The sequence below is a fragment of the Bradyrhizobium uaiense genome (genome assembly GCF_010811875.1).
Taxonomy (GTDB): domain Bacteria; phylum Pseudomonadota; class Alphaproteobacteria; order Rhizobiales; family Xanthobacteraceae; genus Bradyrhizobium; species Bradyrhizobium uaiense.
The window spans coordinates 1-14,990 of sequence record NZ_VKHP01000231.1; the positions used below are offsets into that span (position 1 = coordinate 1).

12 protein-coding genes and 1 pseudogene are annotated in these 14,990 nt (G+C 65.7%); 7 read left to right on the forward strand and 6 right to left on the reverse strand.

What is annotated here, in order from left to right; translation table 11 throughout:
• Together FNJ47_RS37080 and cysG (FNJ47_RS37085) are read right to left on the reverse strand one after the other, a co-directional pair.
• Positions 1-180 (reverse strand): DUF2849 domain-containing protein (locus FNJ47_RS37080; RefSeq protein ID WP_163160828.1); only part of this gene is annotated, 180 nt, incomplete at its 3' end.
• Entirely contained in the window at positions 177-1,628 is a 1,452-nt protein-coding gene (gene cysG, locus FNJ47_RS37085) for a siroheme synthase CysG (RefSeq protein ID WP_163160829.1), read from the reverse strand. The genes FNJ47_RS37080 and cysG (FNJ47_RS37085), both read right to left, overlap by 4 nt.
• Positions 1,629-1,875: 247 nt before the next feature.
• Here cysG (FNJ47_RS37085) and cysD (FNJ47_RS37090) point away from each other — a divergent pair, with 247 nt between their 5' ends.
• Positions 1,876-2,670 (forward strand): sulfate adenylyltransferase subunit CysD, encoded by a 795-nt coding sequence (cysD, locus tag FNJ47_RS37090; protein ID WP_163160830.1) that lies wholly within the window; start codon positions 1,876-1,878, stop codon positions 2,668-2,670.
• A 48-nt stretch (positions 2,671-2,718) separates the two neighbouring features.
• Complete coding sequence (cysC, locus tag FNJ47_RS37095; protein WP_163160831.1) at positions 2,719-4,638, forward strand: adenylyl-sulfate kinase; 1,920 nt, start codon at positions 2,719-2,721, stop codon at positions 4,636-4,638.
• A 144-nt stretch (positions 4,639-4,782) separates the two neighbouring features.
• Here the strand turns inward: cysC (FNJ47_RS37095) and FNJ47_RS37100 are convergent, their stop codons facing one another.
• Complete coding sequence (locus FNJ47_RS37100; protein ID WP_163160832.1) at positions 4,783-5,784, reverse strand: cupin domain-containing protein; 1,002 nt, start codon at positions 5,782-5,784, stop codon at positions 4,783-4,785.
• Between the two features lie 91 nt (positions 5,785-5,875).
• On the opposite strand from FNJ47_RS37100, the gene FNJ47_RS37105 reads away from it, so the two are divergent.
• Both FNJ47_RS37105 and FNJ47_RS37110 read left to right on the forward strand, forming a co-directional pair.
• On the forward strand, positions 5,876-7,099 hold the full coding sequence (locus FNJ47_RS37105; protein WP_163160833.1) for an MFS transporter: 1,224 nt from the start codon (positions 5,876-5,878) through the stop codon (positions 7,097-7,099).
• A 147-nt stretch (positions 7,100-7,246) separates the two neighbouring features.
• Positions 7,247-7,600, forward strand: a pseudogene (locus FNJ47_RS37110) (malate synthase G); the annotation flags it as partial.
• Between the two features lie 291 nt (positions 7,601-7,891).
• On the opposite strand, the gene FNJ47_RS37115 reads toward FNJ47_RS37110, so the two are convergent.
• A complete protein-coding gene (locus FNJ47_RS37115; protein WP_163160833.1) occupies positions 7,892-9,115 on the reverse strand; it encodes an MFS transporter in 1,224 nt (407 codons plus the stop codon).
• Positions 9,116-9,287: 172 nt separating this feature from the next.
• On the opposite strand from FNJ47_RS37115, the gene FNJ47_RS37120 reads away from it, so the two are divergent.
• Positions 9,288-10,208, forward strand: a complete 921-nt coding sequence (locus FNJ47_RS37120; protein ID WP_236000306.1) for an AraC family transcriptional regulator — start codon at positions 9,288-9,290, stop codon at positions 10,206-10,208.
• A gap of 144 nt (positions 10,209-10,352) precedes the next feature.
• Here FNJ47_RS37120 and cysC (FNJ47_RS37125) read toward each other — a convergent pair whose 3' ends face one another.
• On the reverse strand, positions 10,353-12,272 hold the full coding sequence (gene cysC / locus FNJ47_RS37125; protein ID WP_163160831.1) for an adenylyl-sulfate kinase: 1,920 nt from the start codon (positions 12,270-12,272) through the stop codon (positions 10,353-10,355).
• Between the two features lie 48 nt (positions 12,273-12,320).
• Entirely contained in the window at positions 12,321-13,115 is a 795-nt protein-coding gene (gene cysD, locus FNJ47_RS37130; protein ID WP_163160830.1) for a sulfate adenylyltransferase subunit CysD, read from the reverse strand.
• Between the two features lie 247 nt (positions 13,116-13,362).
• On the opposite strand from cysD (FNJ47_RS37130), the gene cysG (FNJ47_RS37135) reads away from it, so the two are divergent.
• Both cysG (FNJ47_RS37135) and FNJ47_RS37140 read left to right on the forward strand, forming a co-directional pair.
• The gene (gene cysG, locus FNJ47_RS37135; protein ID WP_163160829.1) at positions 13,363-14,814 is read left to right on the forward strand and encodes a siroheme synthase CysG; all 1,452 of its coding nucleotides are present in this window, start codon (positions 13,363-13,365) and stop codon (positions 14,812-14,814) included.
• Positions 14,811-14,990 (forward strand): DUF2849 domain-containing protein (locus tag FNJ47_RS37140; protein WP_163160828.1); only part of this gene is annotated, 180 nt, incomplete at its 3' end. The genes cysG (FNJ47_RS37135) and FNJ47_RS37140, both read left to right, overlap by 4 nt.

The window sequence follows — 14,990 nt, forward strand, 5'->3', positions numbered from 1 at the left end:
GGCCTCGGCCAGCAGCGCGCGGGCATCGTCAGAGGTGCTGACGACGGCGGAATAGGCGAGTTCGGTGGACCAGCCTTGCTTGGCGGTTCGGTACACGACGGCGCCGTCCCAGGTGCGGTTGGCGGTCACCACCGAGGGGCCCGTGATCCTGATTTTCTTCTGTTCGAGCGGAGAGGTCATTCGGCAGCTTTCAGCAGTTCGGAGAACATCTGGTTGGAGAAGAGTTGGGTGACGTTGGATCGGCTCCACGGCGCGGAATGCGCGACGACGTCGCCAATGATGAGGACGACGGGACCGCCATCGACCTGTTTGACGAGCTCAGGCAGCCGCGCCAGCGTGCCGACCGCGGCCTTGGCATCCGGCCGCGTCACGCGCGCGAACACGCCGACCGGCGTCTCAGGAGAGCGGCCCGCGGCCAGCATGCCCTCGCGGATCGCGGGCGCCGCGGTCATGCCCATGTAGACGACGACGGTCATCTTCTTGTCTGTGAGCACCGACCAGTCGACGACCTCGGCATCGCGCGCCTTGTGCGCGGTGAGGAAGGTGATGCGCAGCGCCTCGTGCCGGAAGGTCAACGGCACTTCGAATTGTGCGGCCGCGCCAAGACCGGCGGAGACGCCCGGAATAATGGAGTAGGCGACGCCGGCGTCGCGCAGCGCTTCGATCTCCTCGCCGCCGCGGCCGAAGATGAAGGGATCGCCACCCTTGAGCCGCACCGCGCGCTGGCCCGCCAGCCCGGCCTCGATCATCAGGCGGTTGATCGCATCCTGGCCGATGCCGGGCTTGCCGACGCGGCGGCCGACCGGGATTCGCGCGGCATCGCGCCGGATGCGGTCGAGAATTTCAGGTGACACCAGTTCGTCATAGAACACAACGTCGGCGTCCTGCAGCGCGCGCAGCGCCTTCACCGTGAGCAGATCAGGATCGCCGGGACCGGCGCCGACCAGCGTCACATGGCCAATAGCTTTGCCTTCCGTATCGGCGCCGGCGAAGGCGGCGGGATCGCTGATCGCGTTCAACGCCCGCTCCGCCTCGTCGTTGCGGCCGGCCAGCACCTGCGCGCCGATCGGGCCATCGACGATGCGCTCCCAGAAGCGGCGACGCAGCGGAAACTCTTCGATGCGCGCATGCATCGATTTGCGGAAGCGACCGATGAAGCCGGCGAGATCGCCGATCCGCGCCGGCAGCACCGCCTCGATCTTCTCACGAATGCGCCGCGCCACCACCGGCGACGTGCCGCCGGTGCCGACCGCGACCACGACATCGCCGCGATCGACGATCGCCGGCATGATGAAGGTGGAATGCACGAGGTCGTCCATCACGTTGACCGGCAAGCCAATCGCCTTGGCGCGCACCGACATCGCTACTCCAATGTCGCCTGCGCCGGCGCAGAGCACGGCGATGACATCGGAGAGATCGGCCGCGAGCGGATCGCCGTCGGCACGCTCGATGCGCGCGGCGTCCTCGGCTGCGATGCCGGCGAGCTCATGATCGCCGTCGGTCGCGTACCAGCGCACTGCGGCGCCGGCGGCTGCGAGCAGCCGCAGCTTGGCGCGCACAAGCTCGCCCGCTCCAACGAGCAGCACCTTGCCGCTTTGCAGATCCAGAAACACCGGCAGATATCGCATCAGACACTCGCTTCCCCAATTTGGGGGTTGACTGAAATTATTTTCTATTTATCTCTCGATCAAGCCCAGCAAAGAGAAAATTATTTCTTCTCTATTGCAGCGCAACTTTAGAATTTTCAACTCCACAGGCCAAGGCCAAGAGATGCATCTTCTCGACAATGAATCCGCCGCTGCCGGAACGCGTTCCGCAGCCCTTGGTAAAGCATCTTCCGTGCCGGGAATTTCGGCCCATCAGGTCCCCCCGACCATGGATCACCTCGACGAGCTCGAGGCCCAGAGCATCTACATCCTGCGCGAGGCGTTCGCCCGGCTGAAGAAGCTCGCGCTGCTGTGGTCGCTCGGCAAGGATTCCAACGTGATGATCTGGCTGGCGCGCAAGGCGTTCTTCGGCCGCGTCCCGTTCCCGGCGTTGCATGTCGATACGGGTAAGAAGTTTCCGGAGATGTATGCGTTCCGCGATCGCTTCGGAAAGGAGTGGGATCTCGACCTGCGCGTCGAGCCGTGCCCGCCGATCGACGCCGTCGACCCCACTCTGCCGCCGGCTGCGCGTTCCGCCGCGCGCAAGACGGAGGGGCTCAAATGGGCGCTCAACAAATACGGCTTTGACGGATTGATCGCCGGCATCCGCCGCGACGAAGAGGCAACGCGCGCCAAGGAGCGCGTGTTCTCGCCGCGCGGCACCGAAGGCGGATGGGACGTCCGCGACCAGCCGCCGGAGTTCTGGGACCAGTTCAACGCTTCTCCGCCGCAGGGCGCGCATCTGCGCATCCATCCGATCCTGCATTGGACCGAGGCCGACATCTGGGCCTACACCAAGCGCGAGAACATTCCGATCATCCCGCTCTACCTCGCCAAGGACGGCAAGCGCTACCGCTCGCTGGGGGATCAGGACATCACCAACCCCGTCGCCTCGACCGCATCCAACATCGACGAGATCCTCGCCGAACTCGACGCCACCAAGATCCCGGAGCGCGCCGGTCGTGCGCTCGACCACGAGACCGAGGATGCGTTCGAGCGGCTGCGTGTCGCTGGCTATCTCTGATCATCCCTCACAGCAACTCTTGGCTTCCCACTTCGTGCGAGCGTTCCGATGAACATGATCCTTCCCACTGCCTCGATCTCGGCAACGCCCAACGGCACGACGCGACCGCAGGTGCGCATCGTCATCGTCGGCCATGTCGACCACGGCAAGTCGACGCTGGTCGGGCGCCTGTTGCATGAGACCGGCAGCCTGCCGGACGGCAAGCTGGAGATGCTGAAGGCGGTCAGCGCGCGGCGCGGCATGCCGTTCGAATGGTCGTTCCTGCTCGACGCACTCCAGACGGAGCGCGACCAGGGCATCACCATCGACACCACCCAGATCCGCTTCCGCACCCGCTCGCGCGACGTCGTGCTGATCGACGCGCCCGGCCACGCAGAGTTTTTGCGCAACATGATCACCGGCGCCTCGCAGGCCGACGGCGCGGTGCTGATCATCGACGCGCTCGAAGGCGTGCGCGACCAGACCCGCCGTCACGGCTATCTGCTGCATTTGCTCGGCGTGAAGCAGGTCGCGATCGTCGTCAACAAGATGGACCGCGTCGATTTCAGCGCCGATCGTTTCAAGGAGATCAGCGACGAGATTTCGGCGCATCTGATCGGCCTCGGCGTGACGCCGACGGCGGTGATCCCGATCTCGGCGCGTGACGGCGACGGCGTCGCCGAGCGCACGGCGCGGATCGACTGGTACAAGGGCGCGACCGTGGTCGAGGCGCTCGATGCGCTGGAGCCGGCGCGCCCGCTGGTGGAACTGCCGCTGCGGCTGCCAGTGCAGGCGATCTACAAGTTCGACGACCGCCGCATCGTCGCAGGCCGCATCGAGTCCGGCAGCCTGAAGGCCGGCGACGAGATCGTCATCATGCCGACCGGCAAGATCGCGAAGATCAAGACCGTCGAGAGCTGGCCGGTGACGCCGCTGCACGGACCGCATGGCGCGGGACGCTCGGTCGGCATCACGCTCGACCGCGAGCTGTTCCTCGAGCGCGGCGACATCATCGGACATGGCGGGCAGAGCCCGCGCGACACCCGCCGCATCCGCGCCCGGATCTTCTGGCTGCACGACAAGCCGCTGACCAAGGGCGAGCAGATCCTGATCCGGCTCGGCACCAAGGAAAGCCGCGCCACCGTGGTCGCGATCGAAAAGGCGGTCGATCCCGGCGCGCTGTCCAACGAAGAGAACACCGCGATCGCGCGCAACCATGTCGGCGAGATCGACATCTCGCTGGCGCAGCCGGTTGCGACCGATCCCTACACCGACAATCCGCGCACCGGCCGCCTGGTGATCGAGGTCAACGGCCGCATCGCCGGCGGCGGTCTCGTGCTGTCGGTCGACGCCGGCCGGCCTGCGGTGCCGGTCGATATCGTGCCGGTGGAGTCAGCCCTGCGGCCGGACGAGCGCTCGGCGCGCTACCACCACAATGGCGCGGTGATCTGGCTGACCGGCCTGCCCGGCTCCGGCAAGTCGACCTTGGCGCGGGCGCTGGAGCGGCGCCTGTTCGGCAATGGCGGCTCGCCGATCCTGCTCGACGGCGACACTTTCCGCGCCGGGCTGAACAGCGATCTCGGCTTCTCGCCGCAGGATCGCGCTGAAAACATCCGCCGCCTCGCCGAGGTCGCGACCCATCTGGCGCGTAACGGCCATATCGCCATCGTCGCCGCGGTGTCGCCGTCGGCGACCGACCGCGCGGCAGCACGCCGTATCGCCGACAGCGCGTTCCGCGAAATCTATGTCGCGACCCCGGCCGAGGTCTGCGAGACCCGCGATCCCAAGGGCCACTATGCCAAGGCGCGCTCCGGCGGACTGCCGTCCTTCACCGGCATTACCAACGACTACCAGCCGCCGACCGGCAACGAGCTGACCATCGACACTTCGAACCGCTCGGTCACTGAAGCCACCGACGAGATCGAGCGGATGCTGGCCACGACCGGCATCCTGTTCGACGAGCTGACCGACCTCGCGGCGAATATCTGATCTCGCTCACCTGTCATCGCCCGGCTCGACCGGGCGATCCAGTATTCCAGAGACAGCTGTTATTAAGCCGATGGGCCGCGGCGTGCTGGATGCCCCGCTTGAAGCGGGGCATGACGGCGGTGCCAAAACCGGTTCGGTTGACGCCTATTCCGCCGCGCGTTGGCTTCCAGACCCGTGCCGCACCATTCCCGGCGATCGCCCGGTGACACGCTTGAACGCGCGGCTGAAGGCCGCCTGTGACGCATAGCCCAACCGTTGAGCGATGATGTCGATCGGCTGGCGTTCATGCTCGATCCACTGTGTCGCGAGGCGCATGCGGAGCTCGGCAAGATAGCGCAGGGGCGATTGCCCGGTCATCGACTGGAAGCGTTCGGCGAACAGCGACCGCGAGCAACCTGCCTCCGCGGCCAATTCGGCCACCGTCCAGTTGCGGCCGGGCGCGCGGTGCAGCGCGCCGATGGCGCGGCCGAGACGCGGATCACGCAGCGCTTCGAACCAACCGACGGCGTTGTCGCTACCGCATTCGACCCAGCCTCGCACGATCGACGCGGCGAGCACATCGGCGAGCCGCGCGGTGACGCCGACGGAGCCGGCCCGCGGCGTGCAGGTCTCCCGCTCCATCGCCTTCAGCATCGGTTCGATTTCCGGCTGGCGCACAAGCAACGTGTCTGCTCGCATCACCTCCGGCATCAGGGCAATGAGCGGACGCATGCCGCCAAGATCGAAATTCATGCAGGCGCTGAAGACCAGAACCGACTCGTCCTGCGGGCATCCCGCAGGACAGGCCGACGTCACATCGACATTGCCGCAGAGCGTCTCGGTCTCGAAACGGTCGACGTCACAACTCGGCTCGTCCGGAGCGGAGACGAGATCATGGGCGCCGCCGCGCGGCAGGAAAATCGCGTCACCGCATCCAAGCGAAAGCGGCGTCGCATCGGCGTAGCGCAGCAGCGCCGTGCCATGGGCGACGAAGTGGAATTGCGCGCGTCCGTATGGCGTTTCAAAGCGCAAACCGAACGGCGCCTTGGTCTGGAGCCGACGGTAGTGAACGCCCTCAAGCCTCATGCCGAGCAACAATTCGCTCACCAGATCGACGGCGGCGTCCCTCGGACCAGCGGCAGGTGATTTGGACGATCGATCAAACATTGGAGTGTTTATGGCATAGATTGTCCAAAACCTCCAGCCTATGTCTGCGGCAACGCAGCATAAATGGAAGTTTTGGTCGATGGATCAAGAAATGGACCCTGCTCTGGCGCACACCGATGTGGTTGCGCTGGTGCCGCGCGACGTCGCGCTAAAGTCGCTCCCATCGGAAGAGCCTGCCTGGGGCGCGGTCGTCGCAATGATGCTGGGCGTCACCGCGCTTCTGACGGCGGAGTTCCTGCCGTCCGGTTTGCTGACGCCGATGGCGAGGGACCTCGGTGTGAGTCCGGGCCTGGCCGGTCAGGCGGTGACGGCGACCTCGCTGGCCGGCCTGATCGGCGCATTGTTCACACCGAGACTGACACGCAGCTTCAACCGAAAACCGGTGCTGCTGAGCTTTTCAATCCTGCTGGTGATCTCCAATCTGCTGGTGGCGCTGGCGCCGAACATCACGTTCCTGCTGGCAGCGCGCATCGTGCTTGGCCTCGCCATCGGCGGCTTCTGGGCGATGGCGGCAGCGACGACGATCAGGCTGGTGCCGCCGGCCCTCGTGCCGCGAGCCCTATCGATCGTGATGAGCGGCATTCCCGCCGCCATGATCATTGCCGTTCCGCTCGGCAGCTATCTGAGCGAAGTGGCGAGCTGGCGGTCCGTGTTCCTGCTGGCGACGGCGCTGGGCGCAGCCGTGTTCGTGATCCAGGCGCTGGCCTTGCCGCGTTTGGCCCCAAAGGGAGAAGCCGGGCTCGGCACCCTGATCGACATCCTGACGCGGCCCGGTATCGGCGCCGGCATCCTGGCGGCGACGTTGGTCTTCACCGGACACTTCGGCTATTTCGGCTACATCCGTCCATTCCTTGAAAGCGTGACCGGGCTTGGCGCCGCCGGCGTGGCGGCGACGTTGCTTGCTTTCGGTGTTGCCAACTACATCGGCTCCTTCGCGAGCGGAGTGATGGCTGAGCGCAGACTCAAGCTCACGCTGATCGCGATGCCCTTGGCGATCAGCGTGATCGGTCTGTTGCTCTCGCTCCTTGGACAAGACGTCATCCCCGCCCTGGTGCTGGTCGCGCTCTGGGGATTCGCCTTCAGCGGTGTGCCGGTTGCGACGACGACCTGGATCACCCGCATGGTGCCCGATGAAACCGAGAGCGGGACCGGATTGACCGTGGCCTCGATCTTCCTCGGCATCACCATGGGCGCGGCCGGCGGCGGGCTTGTGCTCGATTTGATGGGCGCTGCGGCGGTGTTTGTGGCCGGCGCTGTCCCCTTGGTGCTCGCCGCCTTGCTGATCGCCACCAAGGTGCGGACCAGGATGCCCTGACCTCCCCGCGTGAAGGTACAGGCAGGGGCCTTCTCAGAGCCGTGGCTTTAGGGCTAAAAGGGCCGTGAACGCGGCCCTTTGGCGCGTTTTTTGCTGATTTCTTTCGAAAACAGCGCCTAAACGCCCCATTTTTTGAGAAAGCCCATCATGACTCGTGTCGATGCCCATGGATTGAAGATCGCCCCTGTCCTGTTCGATTTCATCGCCAAGGAGGCGACGCCGAAAACCGGGATCGCGCCCGACGCGTTCTGGGCAGGACTTGCCGCCATCATCCAGAAGCTCGGCCCAAAGAACCGCGAGCTGCTCGCGGTCCGCGACGCGCTGCAGGCCAAGATCGACGACTGGCATCGCGCCAACAAGGGCAAGGCGTTCGACATCAACGCCTACACCGCGTTCCTGAAGGACATCGGCTACCTGCTGCCGGAGCCCGCGACCCACAAGGTCGAGACCGCAAATGTCGACGAGGAGATCGGCAAGATCTGCGGCCCGCAGCTCGCGGTTCTTTGGGCCGAGCTTCTGGATGATGGCGGCAAGTCCTGCCCAGAACGCGTCGGGCGCGATCCCGGTTTTCGGCGTCGCCTCCTTGGCGATGAAATCGAACAGGACAGGGGCGATCTTCAATCCATGGGCATCGACACGAGTCATGATGGGCTTTCTCAAAAAATGGGGCGTTTAGGCGCTGTTTTCGAAAGAAATCAGCAAAAAACGCGCCAAAGGGCCGCGTTCACGGCCCTTTTAGCCCTAAAGCCACGGCTCTGAGAAGGCCCCTGCCTGTACCTTCACGCGGGGAGGTCAGGGCATCCTGGTCCGCACCTTGGTGGCGATCAGCAAGGCGGCGAGCACCAAGGGGACAGCGCCGGCCACAAACACCGCCGCAGCGCCCATCAAATCGAGCACAAGCCCGCCGCCGGCCGCGCCCATGGTGATGCCGAGGAAGATCGAGGCCACGGTCAATCCGGTCCCGCTCTCGGTTTCATCGGGCACCATGCGGGTGATCCAGGTCGTCGTCGCAACCGGCACACCGCTGAAGGCGAATCCCCAGAGCGCGACCAGCACCAGGGCGGGGATGACGTCTTGTCCAAGGAGCGAGAGCAACAGACCGATCACGCTGATCGCCAAGGGCATCGCGATCAGCGTGAGCTTGAGTCTGCGCTCAGCCATCACTCCGCTCGCGAAGGAGCCGATGTAGTTGGCAACACCGAAAGCAAGCAACGTCGCCGCCACGCCGGCGGCGCCAAGCCCGGTCACGCTTTCAAGGAATGGACGGATGTAGCCGAAATAGCCGAAGTGTCCGGTGAAGACCAACGTCGCCGCCAGGATGCCGGCGCCGATACCGGGCCGCGTCAGGATGTCGATCAGGGTGCCGAGCCCGGCTTCTCCCTTTGGGGCCAAACGCGGCAAGGCCAGCGCCTGGATCACGAACACGGCTGCGCCCAGCGCCGTCGCCAGCAGGAACACGGACCGCCAGCTCGCCACTTCGCTCAGATAGCTGCCGAGCGGAACGGCAATGATCATGGCGGCGGGAATGCCGCTCATCACGATCGATAGGGCTCGCGGCACGAGGGCCGGCGGCACCAGCCTGATCGTCGTCGCTGCCGCCATCGCCCAGAAGCCGCCGATGGCGAGGCCAAGCACGATGCGCGCTGCCAGCAGGAACGTGATGTTCGGCGCCAGCGCCACCAGCAGATTGGAGATCACCAGCAGGATTGAAAAGCTCAGCAGCACCGGTTTTCGGTTGAAGCTGCGTGTCAGTCTCGGTGTGAACAATGCGCCGATCAGGCCGGCCAGCGAGGTCGCCGTCACCGCCTGACCGGCCAGGCCCGGACTCACACCGAGGTCCCTCGCCATCGGCGTCAGCAAACCGGACGGCAGGAACTCCGCCGTCAGAAGCGCGGTGACGCCCAGCATCATTGCGACGACCGCGCCCCAGGCAGGCTCTTCCGATGGGAGCGACTTTAGCGCGACGTCGCGCGGCACCAGCGCAACCACATCGGTGTGCGCCAGAGCAGGGTCCATTTCTTGATCCATCGACCAAAACTTCCATTTATGCTGCGTTGCCGCAGACATAGGCTGGAGGTTTTGGACAATCTATGCCATAAACACTCCAATGTTTGATCGATCGTCCAAATCACCTGCCGCTGGTCCGAGGGACGCCGCCGTCGATCTGGTGAGCGAATTGTTGCTCGGCATGAGGCTTGAGGGCGTTCACTACCGTCGGCTCCAGACCAAGGCGCCGTTCGGTTTGCGCTTTGAAACGCCATACGGACGCGCGCAATTCCACTTCGTCGCCCATGGCACGGCGCTGCTGCGCTACGCCGATGCGACGCCGCTTTCGCTTGGATGCGGTGACGCGATTTTCCTGCCGCGCGGCGGCGCCCATGATCTCGTCTCCGCTCCGGACGAGCCGAGTTGTGACGTCGACCGTTTCGAGACCGAGACGCTCTGCGGCAATGTCGATGTGACGTCGGCCTGTCCTGCGGGATGCCCGCAGGACGAGTCGGTTCTGGTCTTCAGCGCCTGCATGAATTTCGATCTTGGCGGCATGCGTCCGCTCATTGCCCTGATGCCGGAGGTGATGCGAGCAGACACGTTGCTTGTGCGCCAGCCGGAAATCGAACCGATGCTGAAGGCGATGGAGCGGGAGACCTGCACGCCGCGGGCCGGCTCCGTCGGCGTCACCGCGCGGCTCGCCGATGTGCTCGCCGCGTCGATCGTGCGAGGCTGGGTCGAATGCGGTAGCGACAACGCCGTCGGTTGGTTCGAAGCGCTGCGTGATCCGCGTCTCGGCCGCGCCATCGGCGCGCTGCACCGCGCGCCCGGCCGCAACTGGACGGTGGCCGAATTGGCCGCGGAGGCAGGTTGCTCGCGGTCGCTGTTCGCCGAACGCTTCCAGTCGATGACCGGGCAATCGCCCCTGCGCTATCTTGCCGAGCTCCGCATGCGCCTCGCGACACAGTGGATCGAGCATGAACGCCAGCCGATCGACATCATCGCTCAACGGTTGGGCTATGCGTCACAGGCGGCCTTCAGCCGCGCGTTCAAGCGTGTCACCGGGCGATCGCCGGGAATGGTGCGGCACGGGTCTGGAAGCCAACGCGCGGCGGAATAGGCGTCAACCGAACCGGTTTTGGCACCGCCGTCATGCCCCGCTTCAAGCGGGGCATCCAGCACGCCGCGGCCCATCGGCTTAATAACAGCTGTCTCTGGAATACTGGATCGCCCGGTCGAGCCGGGCGATGACAGGTGAGCGAGATCAGATATTCGCCGCGAGGTCGGTCAGCTCGTCGAACAGGATGCCGGTCGTGGCCAGCATCCGCTCGATCTCGTCGGTGGCTTCAGTGACCGAGCGGTTCGAAGTGTCGATGGTCAGCTCGTTGCCGGTCGGCGGCTGGTAGTCGTTGGTAATGCCGGTGAAGGACGGCAGTCCGCCGGAGCGCGCCTTGGCATAGTGGCCCTTGGGATCGCGGGTCTCGCAGACCTCGGCCGGGGTCGCGACATAGATTTCGCGGAACGCGCTGTCGGCGATACGGCGTGCTGCCGCGCGGTCGGTCGCCGACGGCGACACCGCGGCGACGATGGCGATATGGCCGTTACGCGCCAGATGGGTCGCGACCTCGGCGAGGCGGCGGATGTTTTCAGCGCGATCCTGCGGCGAGAAGCCGAGATCGCTGTTCAGCCCGGCGCGGAAAGTGTCGCCGTCGAGCAGGATCGGCGAGCCGCCATTGCCGAACAGGCGCCGCTCCAGCGCCCGCGCCAAGGTCGACTTGCCGGAGCCGGGCAGGCCGGTCAGCCAGATCACCGCGCCATTGTGGTGGTAGCGCGCCGAGCGCTCGTCCGGCCGCAGGGCTGACTCCACCGGCACGATATCGACCGGCACCGCAGGCCGGCCGGCGTCGACCGACAGCACGAGACCGCCGCCGGCGATGCGGCCGTTGACCTCGATCACCAGGCGGCCGGTGCGCGGATTGTCGGTGTAGGGATCGGTCGCAACCGGCTGCGCCAGCGAGATGTCGATCTCGCCGACATGGTTGCGCGCGATCGCGGTGTTCTCTTCGTTGGACAGCGCGCCGGGATCGACCGCCTTTTCGATCGCGACCACGGTGGCGCGGCTTTCCTTGGTGCCGAGCCGGATCAGGATCTGCTCGCCCTTGGTCAGCGGCTTGTCGTGCAGCCAGAAGATCCGGGCGCGGATGCGGCGGGTGTCGCGCGGGCTCTGCCCGCCATGTCCGATGATGTCGCCGCGCTCGAGGAACAGCTCGCGGTCGAGCGTGATGCCGACCGAGCGTCCCGCGCCATGCGGTCCGTGCAGCGGCGTCACCGGCCAGCTCTCGACGGTCTTGATCTTCGCGATCTTGCCGGTCGGCATGATGACGATCTCGTCGCCGGCCTTCAGGCTGCCGGACTCGATGCGGCCTGCGACGATGCGGCGGTCGTCGAACTTGTAGATCGCCTGCACTGGCAGCCGCAGCGGCAGTTCCACCAGCGGGCGCGCCGGCTCCAGCGCATCGAGCGCCTCGACCACGGTCGCGCCCTTGTACCAGTCGATCCGCGCCGTGCGCTCGGCGACGCCGTCGCCGTCACGCGCCGAGATCGGGATCACCGCCGTCGGCGTCACGCCGAGGCCGATCAGATGCGCCGAAATCTCGTCGCTGATCTCCTTGAAACGATCGGCGCTGAAATCGACGCGGTCCATCTTGTTGACGACGATCGCGACCTGCTTCACGCCGAGCAAATGCAGCAGATAGCCGTGACGGCGGGTCTGGTCGCGCACGCCTTCGAGCGCGTCGATGATCAGCACCGCGCCGTCGGCCTGCGAGGCGCCGGTGATCATGTTGCGCAAAAACTCTGCGTGGCCGGGCGCGTCGATCAGCACGACGTCGCGCGAGCGGGTGCGGAAGCGGATCTGGGTGGTGTCGATGGTGATGCCCTGGTCGCGCTCCGTCTGGAGTGCGTCGAGCAGGAACGACCATTCGAACGGCATGCCGCGCCGCGCGCTGACCGCCTTCAGCATCTCCAGCTTGCCGTCCGGCAGGCTGCCGGTCTCATGCAACAGGCGCCCGACCAGCGTCGACTTGCCGTGGTCGACATGGCCGACGATGACGATGCGCACCTGCGGTCGCGTCGTGCCGTTGGGCGTTGCCGAGATCGAGGCAGTGGGAAGGATCATGTTCATCGGAACGCTCGCACGAAGTGGGAAGCCAAGAGTTGCTGTGAGGGATGATCAGAGATAGCCAGCGACACGCAGCCGCTCGAACGCATCCTCGGTCTCGTGGTCGAGCGCACGACCGGCGCGCTCCGGGATCTTGGTGGCGTCGAGTTCGGCGAGGATCTCGTCGATGTTGGATGCGGTCGAGGCGACGGGGTTGGTGATGTCCTGATCCCCCAGCGAGCGGTAGCGCTTGCCGTCCTTGGCGAGGTAGAGCGGGATGATCGGAATGTTCTCGCGCTTGGTGTAGGCCCAGATGTCGGCCTCGGTCCAATGCAGGATCGGATGGATGCGCAGATGCGCGCCCTGCGGCGGAGAAGCGTTGAACTGGTCCCAGAACTCCGGCGGCTGGTCGCGGACGTCCCATCCGCCTTCGGTGCCGCGCGGCGAGAACACGCGCTCCTTGGCGCGCGTTGCCTCTTCGTCGCGGCGGATGCCGGCGATCAATCCGTCAAAGCCGTATTTGTTGAGCGCCCATTTGAGCCCCTCCGTCTTGCGCGCGGCGGAACGCGCAGCCGGCGGCAGAGTGGGGTCGACGGCGTCGATCGGCGGGCACGGCTCGACGCGCAGGTCGAGATCCCACTCCTTTCCGAAGCGATCGCGGAACGCATACATCTCCGGAAACTTCTTACCCGTATCGACATGCAACGCCGGGAACGGGACGCGGCCGAAGAACGCCTTGCGCGCCAGCCAGATCATCACGTTGGAATCCTTGCCGAGCGACCACAGCAGCGCGAGCTTCTTCAGCCGGGCGAACGCCTCGCGCAGGATGTAGATGCTCTGGGCCTCGAGCTCGTCGAGGTGATCCATGGTCGGGGGGACCTGATGGGCCGAAATTCCCGGCACGGAAGATGCTTTACCAAGGGCTGCGGAACGCGTTCCGGCAGCGGCGGATTCATTGTCGAGAAGATGCATCTCTTGGCCTTGGCCTGTGGAGTTGAAAATTCTAAAGTTGCGCTGCAATAGAGAAGAAATAATTTTCTCTTTGCTGGGCTTGATCGAGAGATAAATAGAAAATAATTTCAGTCAACCCCCAAATTGGGGAAGCGAGTGTCTGATGCGATATCTGCCGGTGTTTCTGGATCTGCAAAGCGGCAAGGTGCTGCTCGTTGGAGCGGGCGAGCTTGTGCGCGCCAAGCTGCGGCTGCTCGCAGCCGCCGGCGCCGCAGTGCGCTGGTACGCGACCGACGGCGATCATGAGCTCGCCGGCATCGCAGCCGAGGACGCCGCGCGCATCGAGCGTGCCGACGGCGATCCGCTCGCGGCCGATCTCTCCGATGTCATCGCCGTGCTCTGCGCCGGCGCAGGCGACATTGGAGTAGCGATGTCGGTGCGCGCCAAGGCGATTGGCTTGCCGGTCAACGTGATGGACGACCTCGTGCATTCCACCTTCATCATGCCGGCGATCGTCGATCGCGGCGATGTCGTGGTCGCGGTCGGCACCGGCGGCACGTCGCCGGTGGTGGCGCGGCGCATTCGTGAGAAGATCGAGGCGGTGCTGCCGGCGCGGATCGGCGATCTCGCCGGCTTCATCGGTCGCTTCCGCAAATCGATGCATGCGCGCATCGAAGAGTTTCCGCTGCGTCGCCGCTTCTGGGAGCGCATCGTCGATGGCCCGATCGGCGCGCAGGTGCTGGCCGGCCGCAACGACGAGGCGGAGCGGGCGTTGAACGCGATCAGCGATCCCGCCGCCTTCGCCGGCGCCGATACGGAAGGCAAAGCTATTGGCCATGTGACGCTGGTCGGCGCCGGTCCCGGCGATCCTGATCTGCTCACGGTGAAGGCGCTGCGCGCGCTGCAGGACGCCGACGTTGTGTTCTATGACGAACTGGTGTCACCTGAAATTCTCGACCGCATCCGGCGCGATGCCGCGCGAATCCCGGTCGGCCGCCGCGTCGGCAAGCCCGGCATCGGCCAGGATGCGATCAACCGCCTGATGATCGAGGCCGGGCTGGCGGGCCAGCGCGCGGTGCGGCTCAAGGGTGGCGATCCCTTCATCTTCGGCCGCGGCGGCGAGGAGATCGAAGCGCTGCGCGACGCCGGCGTCGCCTACTCCATTATTCCGGGCGTCTCCGCCGGTCTTGGCGCGGCCGCACAATTCGAAGTGCCGTTGACCTTCCGGCACGAGGCGCTGCGCATCACCTTCCTCACCGCGCACAAGGCGCGCGATGCCGAGGTCGTCGACTGGTCGGTGCTCACAGACAAGAAGATGACCGTCGTCGTCTACATGGGCATGACCGCGGCGCCCGCGATCCGCGAGGGCATGCTGGCCGCGGGCCGCTCTCCTGAGACGCCGGTCGGCGTGTTCGCGCGCGTGACGCGGCCGGATGCCAAGGCCGCGGTCGGCACGCTGGCGCGGCTGCCTGAGCTCGTCAAACAGGTCGATGGCGGTCCCGTCGTCCTCATCATTGGCGACGTCGTCGCGCATTCCGCGCCGTGGAGCCGATCCAACGTCACCCAACTCTTCTCCAACCAGATGTTCTCCGAACTGCTGAAAGCTGCCGAATGACCTCTCCGCTCGAACAGAAGAAAATCAGGATCACGGGCCCCTCGGTGGTGACCGCCAACCGCACCTGGGACGGCGCCGTCGTGTACCGAACCGCCAAGCAAGGCTGGTCCACCGAACTCGCCTATTCCGCCGTCGTCAGCACCTCTGACGATGCCCGCGCGCTGCTGGCCGAGGCC

Coding starts and splice junctions, on each gene's coding strand:
- cysG (WP_163160829.1), top strand. CDS start 13,363: ATGCGATATCTGCCGGTGTTTCTGGATCTGCAAAGCGGCAAGGTGCTG.
- cysD (WP_163160830.1), bottom strand. CDS start 13,115: ATGGATCACCTCGACGAGCTCGAGGCCCAGAGCATCTACATCCTGCGC.
- cysC (WP_163160831.1), top strand. CDS start 2,719: ATGAACATGATCCTTCCCACTGCCTCGATCTCGGCAACGCCCAACGGC.
- cysC (WP_163160831.1), bottom strand. CDS start 12,272: ATGAACATGATCCTTCCCACTGCCTCGATCTCGGCAACGCCCAACGGC.
- cysG (WP_163160829.1), bottom strand. CDS start 1,628: ATGCGATATCTGCCGGTGTTTCTGGATCTGCAAAGCGGCAAGGTGCTG.
- FNJ47_RS37120 (WP_236000306.1), top strand. CDS start 9,288: ATGAGGCTTGAGGGCGTTCACTACCGTCGGCTCCAGACCAAGGCGCCG.
- FNJ47_RS37105 (WP_163160833.1), top strand. CDS start 5,876: ATGGACCCTGCTCTGGCGCACACCGATGTGGTTGCGCTGGTGCCGCGC.
- cysD (WP_163160830.1), top strand. CDS start 1,876: ATGGATCACCTCGACGAGCTCGAGGCCCAGAGCATCTACATCCTGCGC.
- FNJ47_RS37100 (WP_163160832.1), bottom strand. CDS start 5,784: ATGTTTGATCGATCGTCCAAATCACCTGCCGCTGGTCCGAGGGACGCC.
- FNJ47_RS37115 (WP_163160833.1), bottom strand. CDS start 9,115: ATGGACCCTGCTCTGGCGCACACCGATGTGGTTGCGCTGGTGCCGCGC.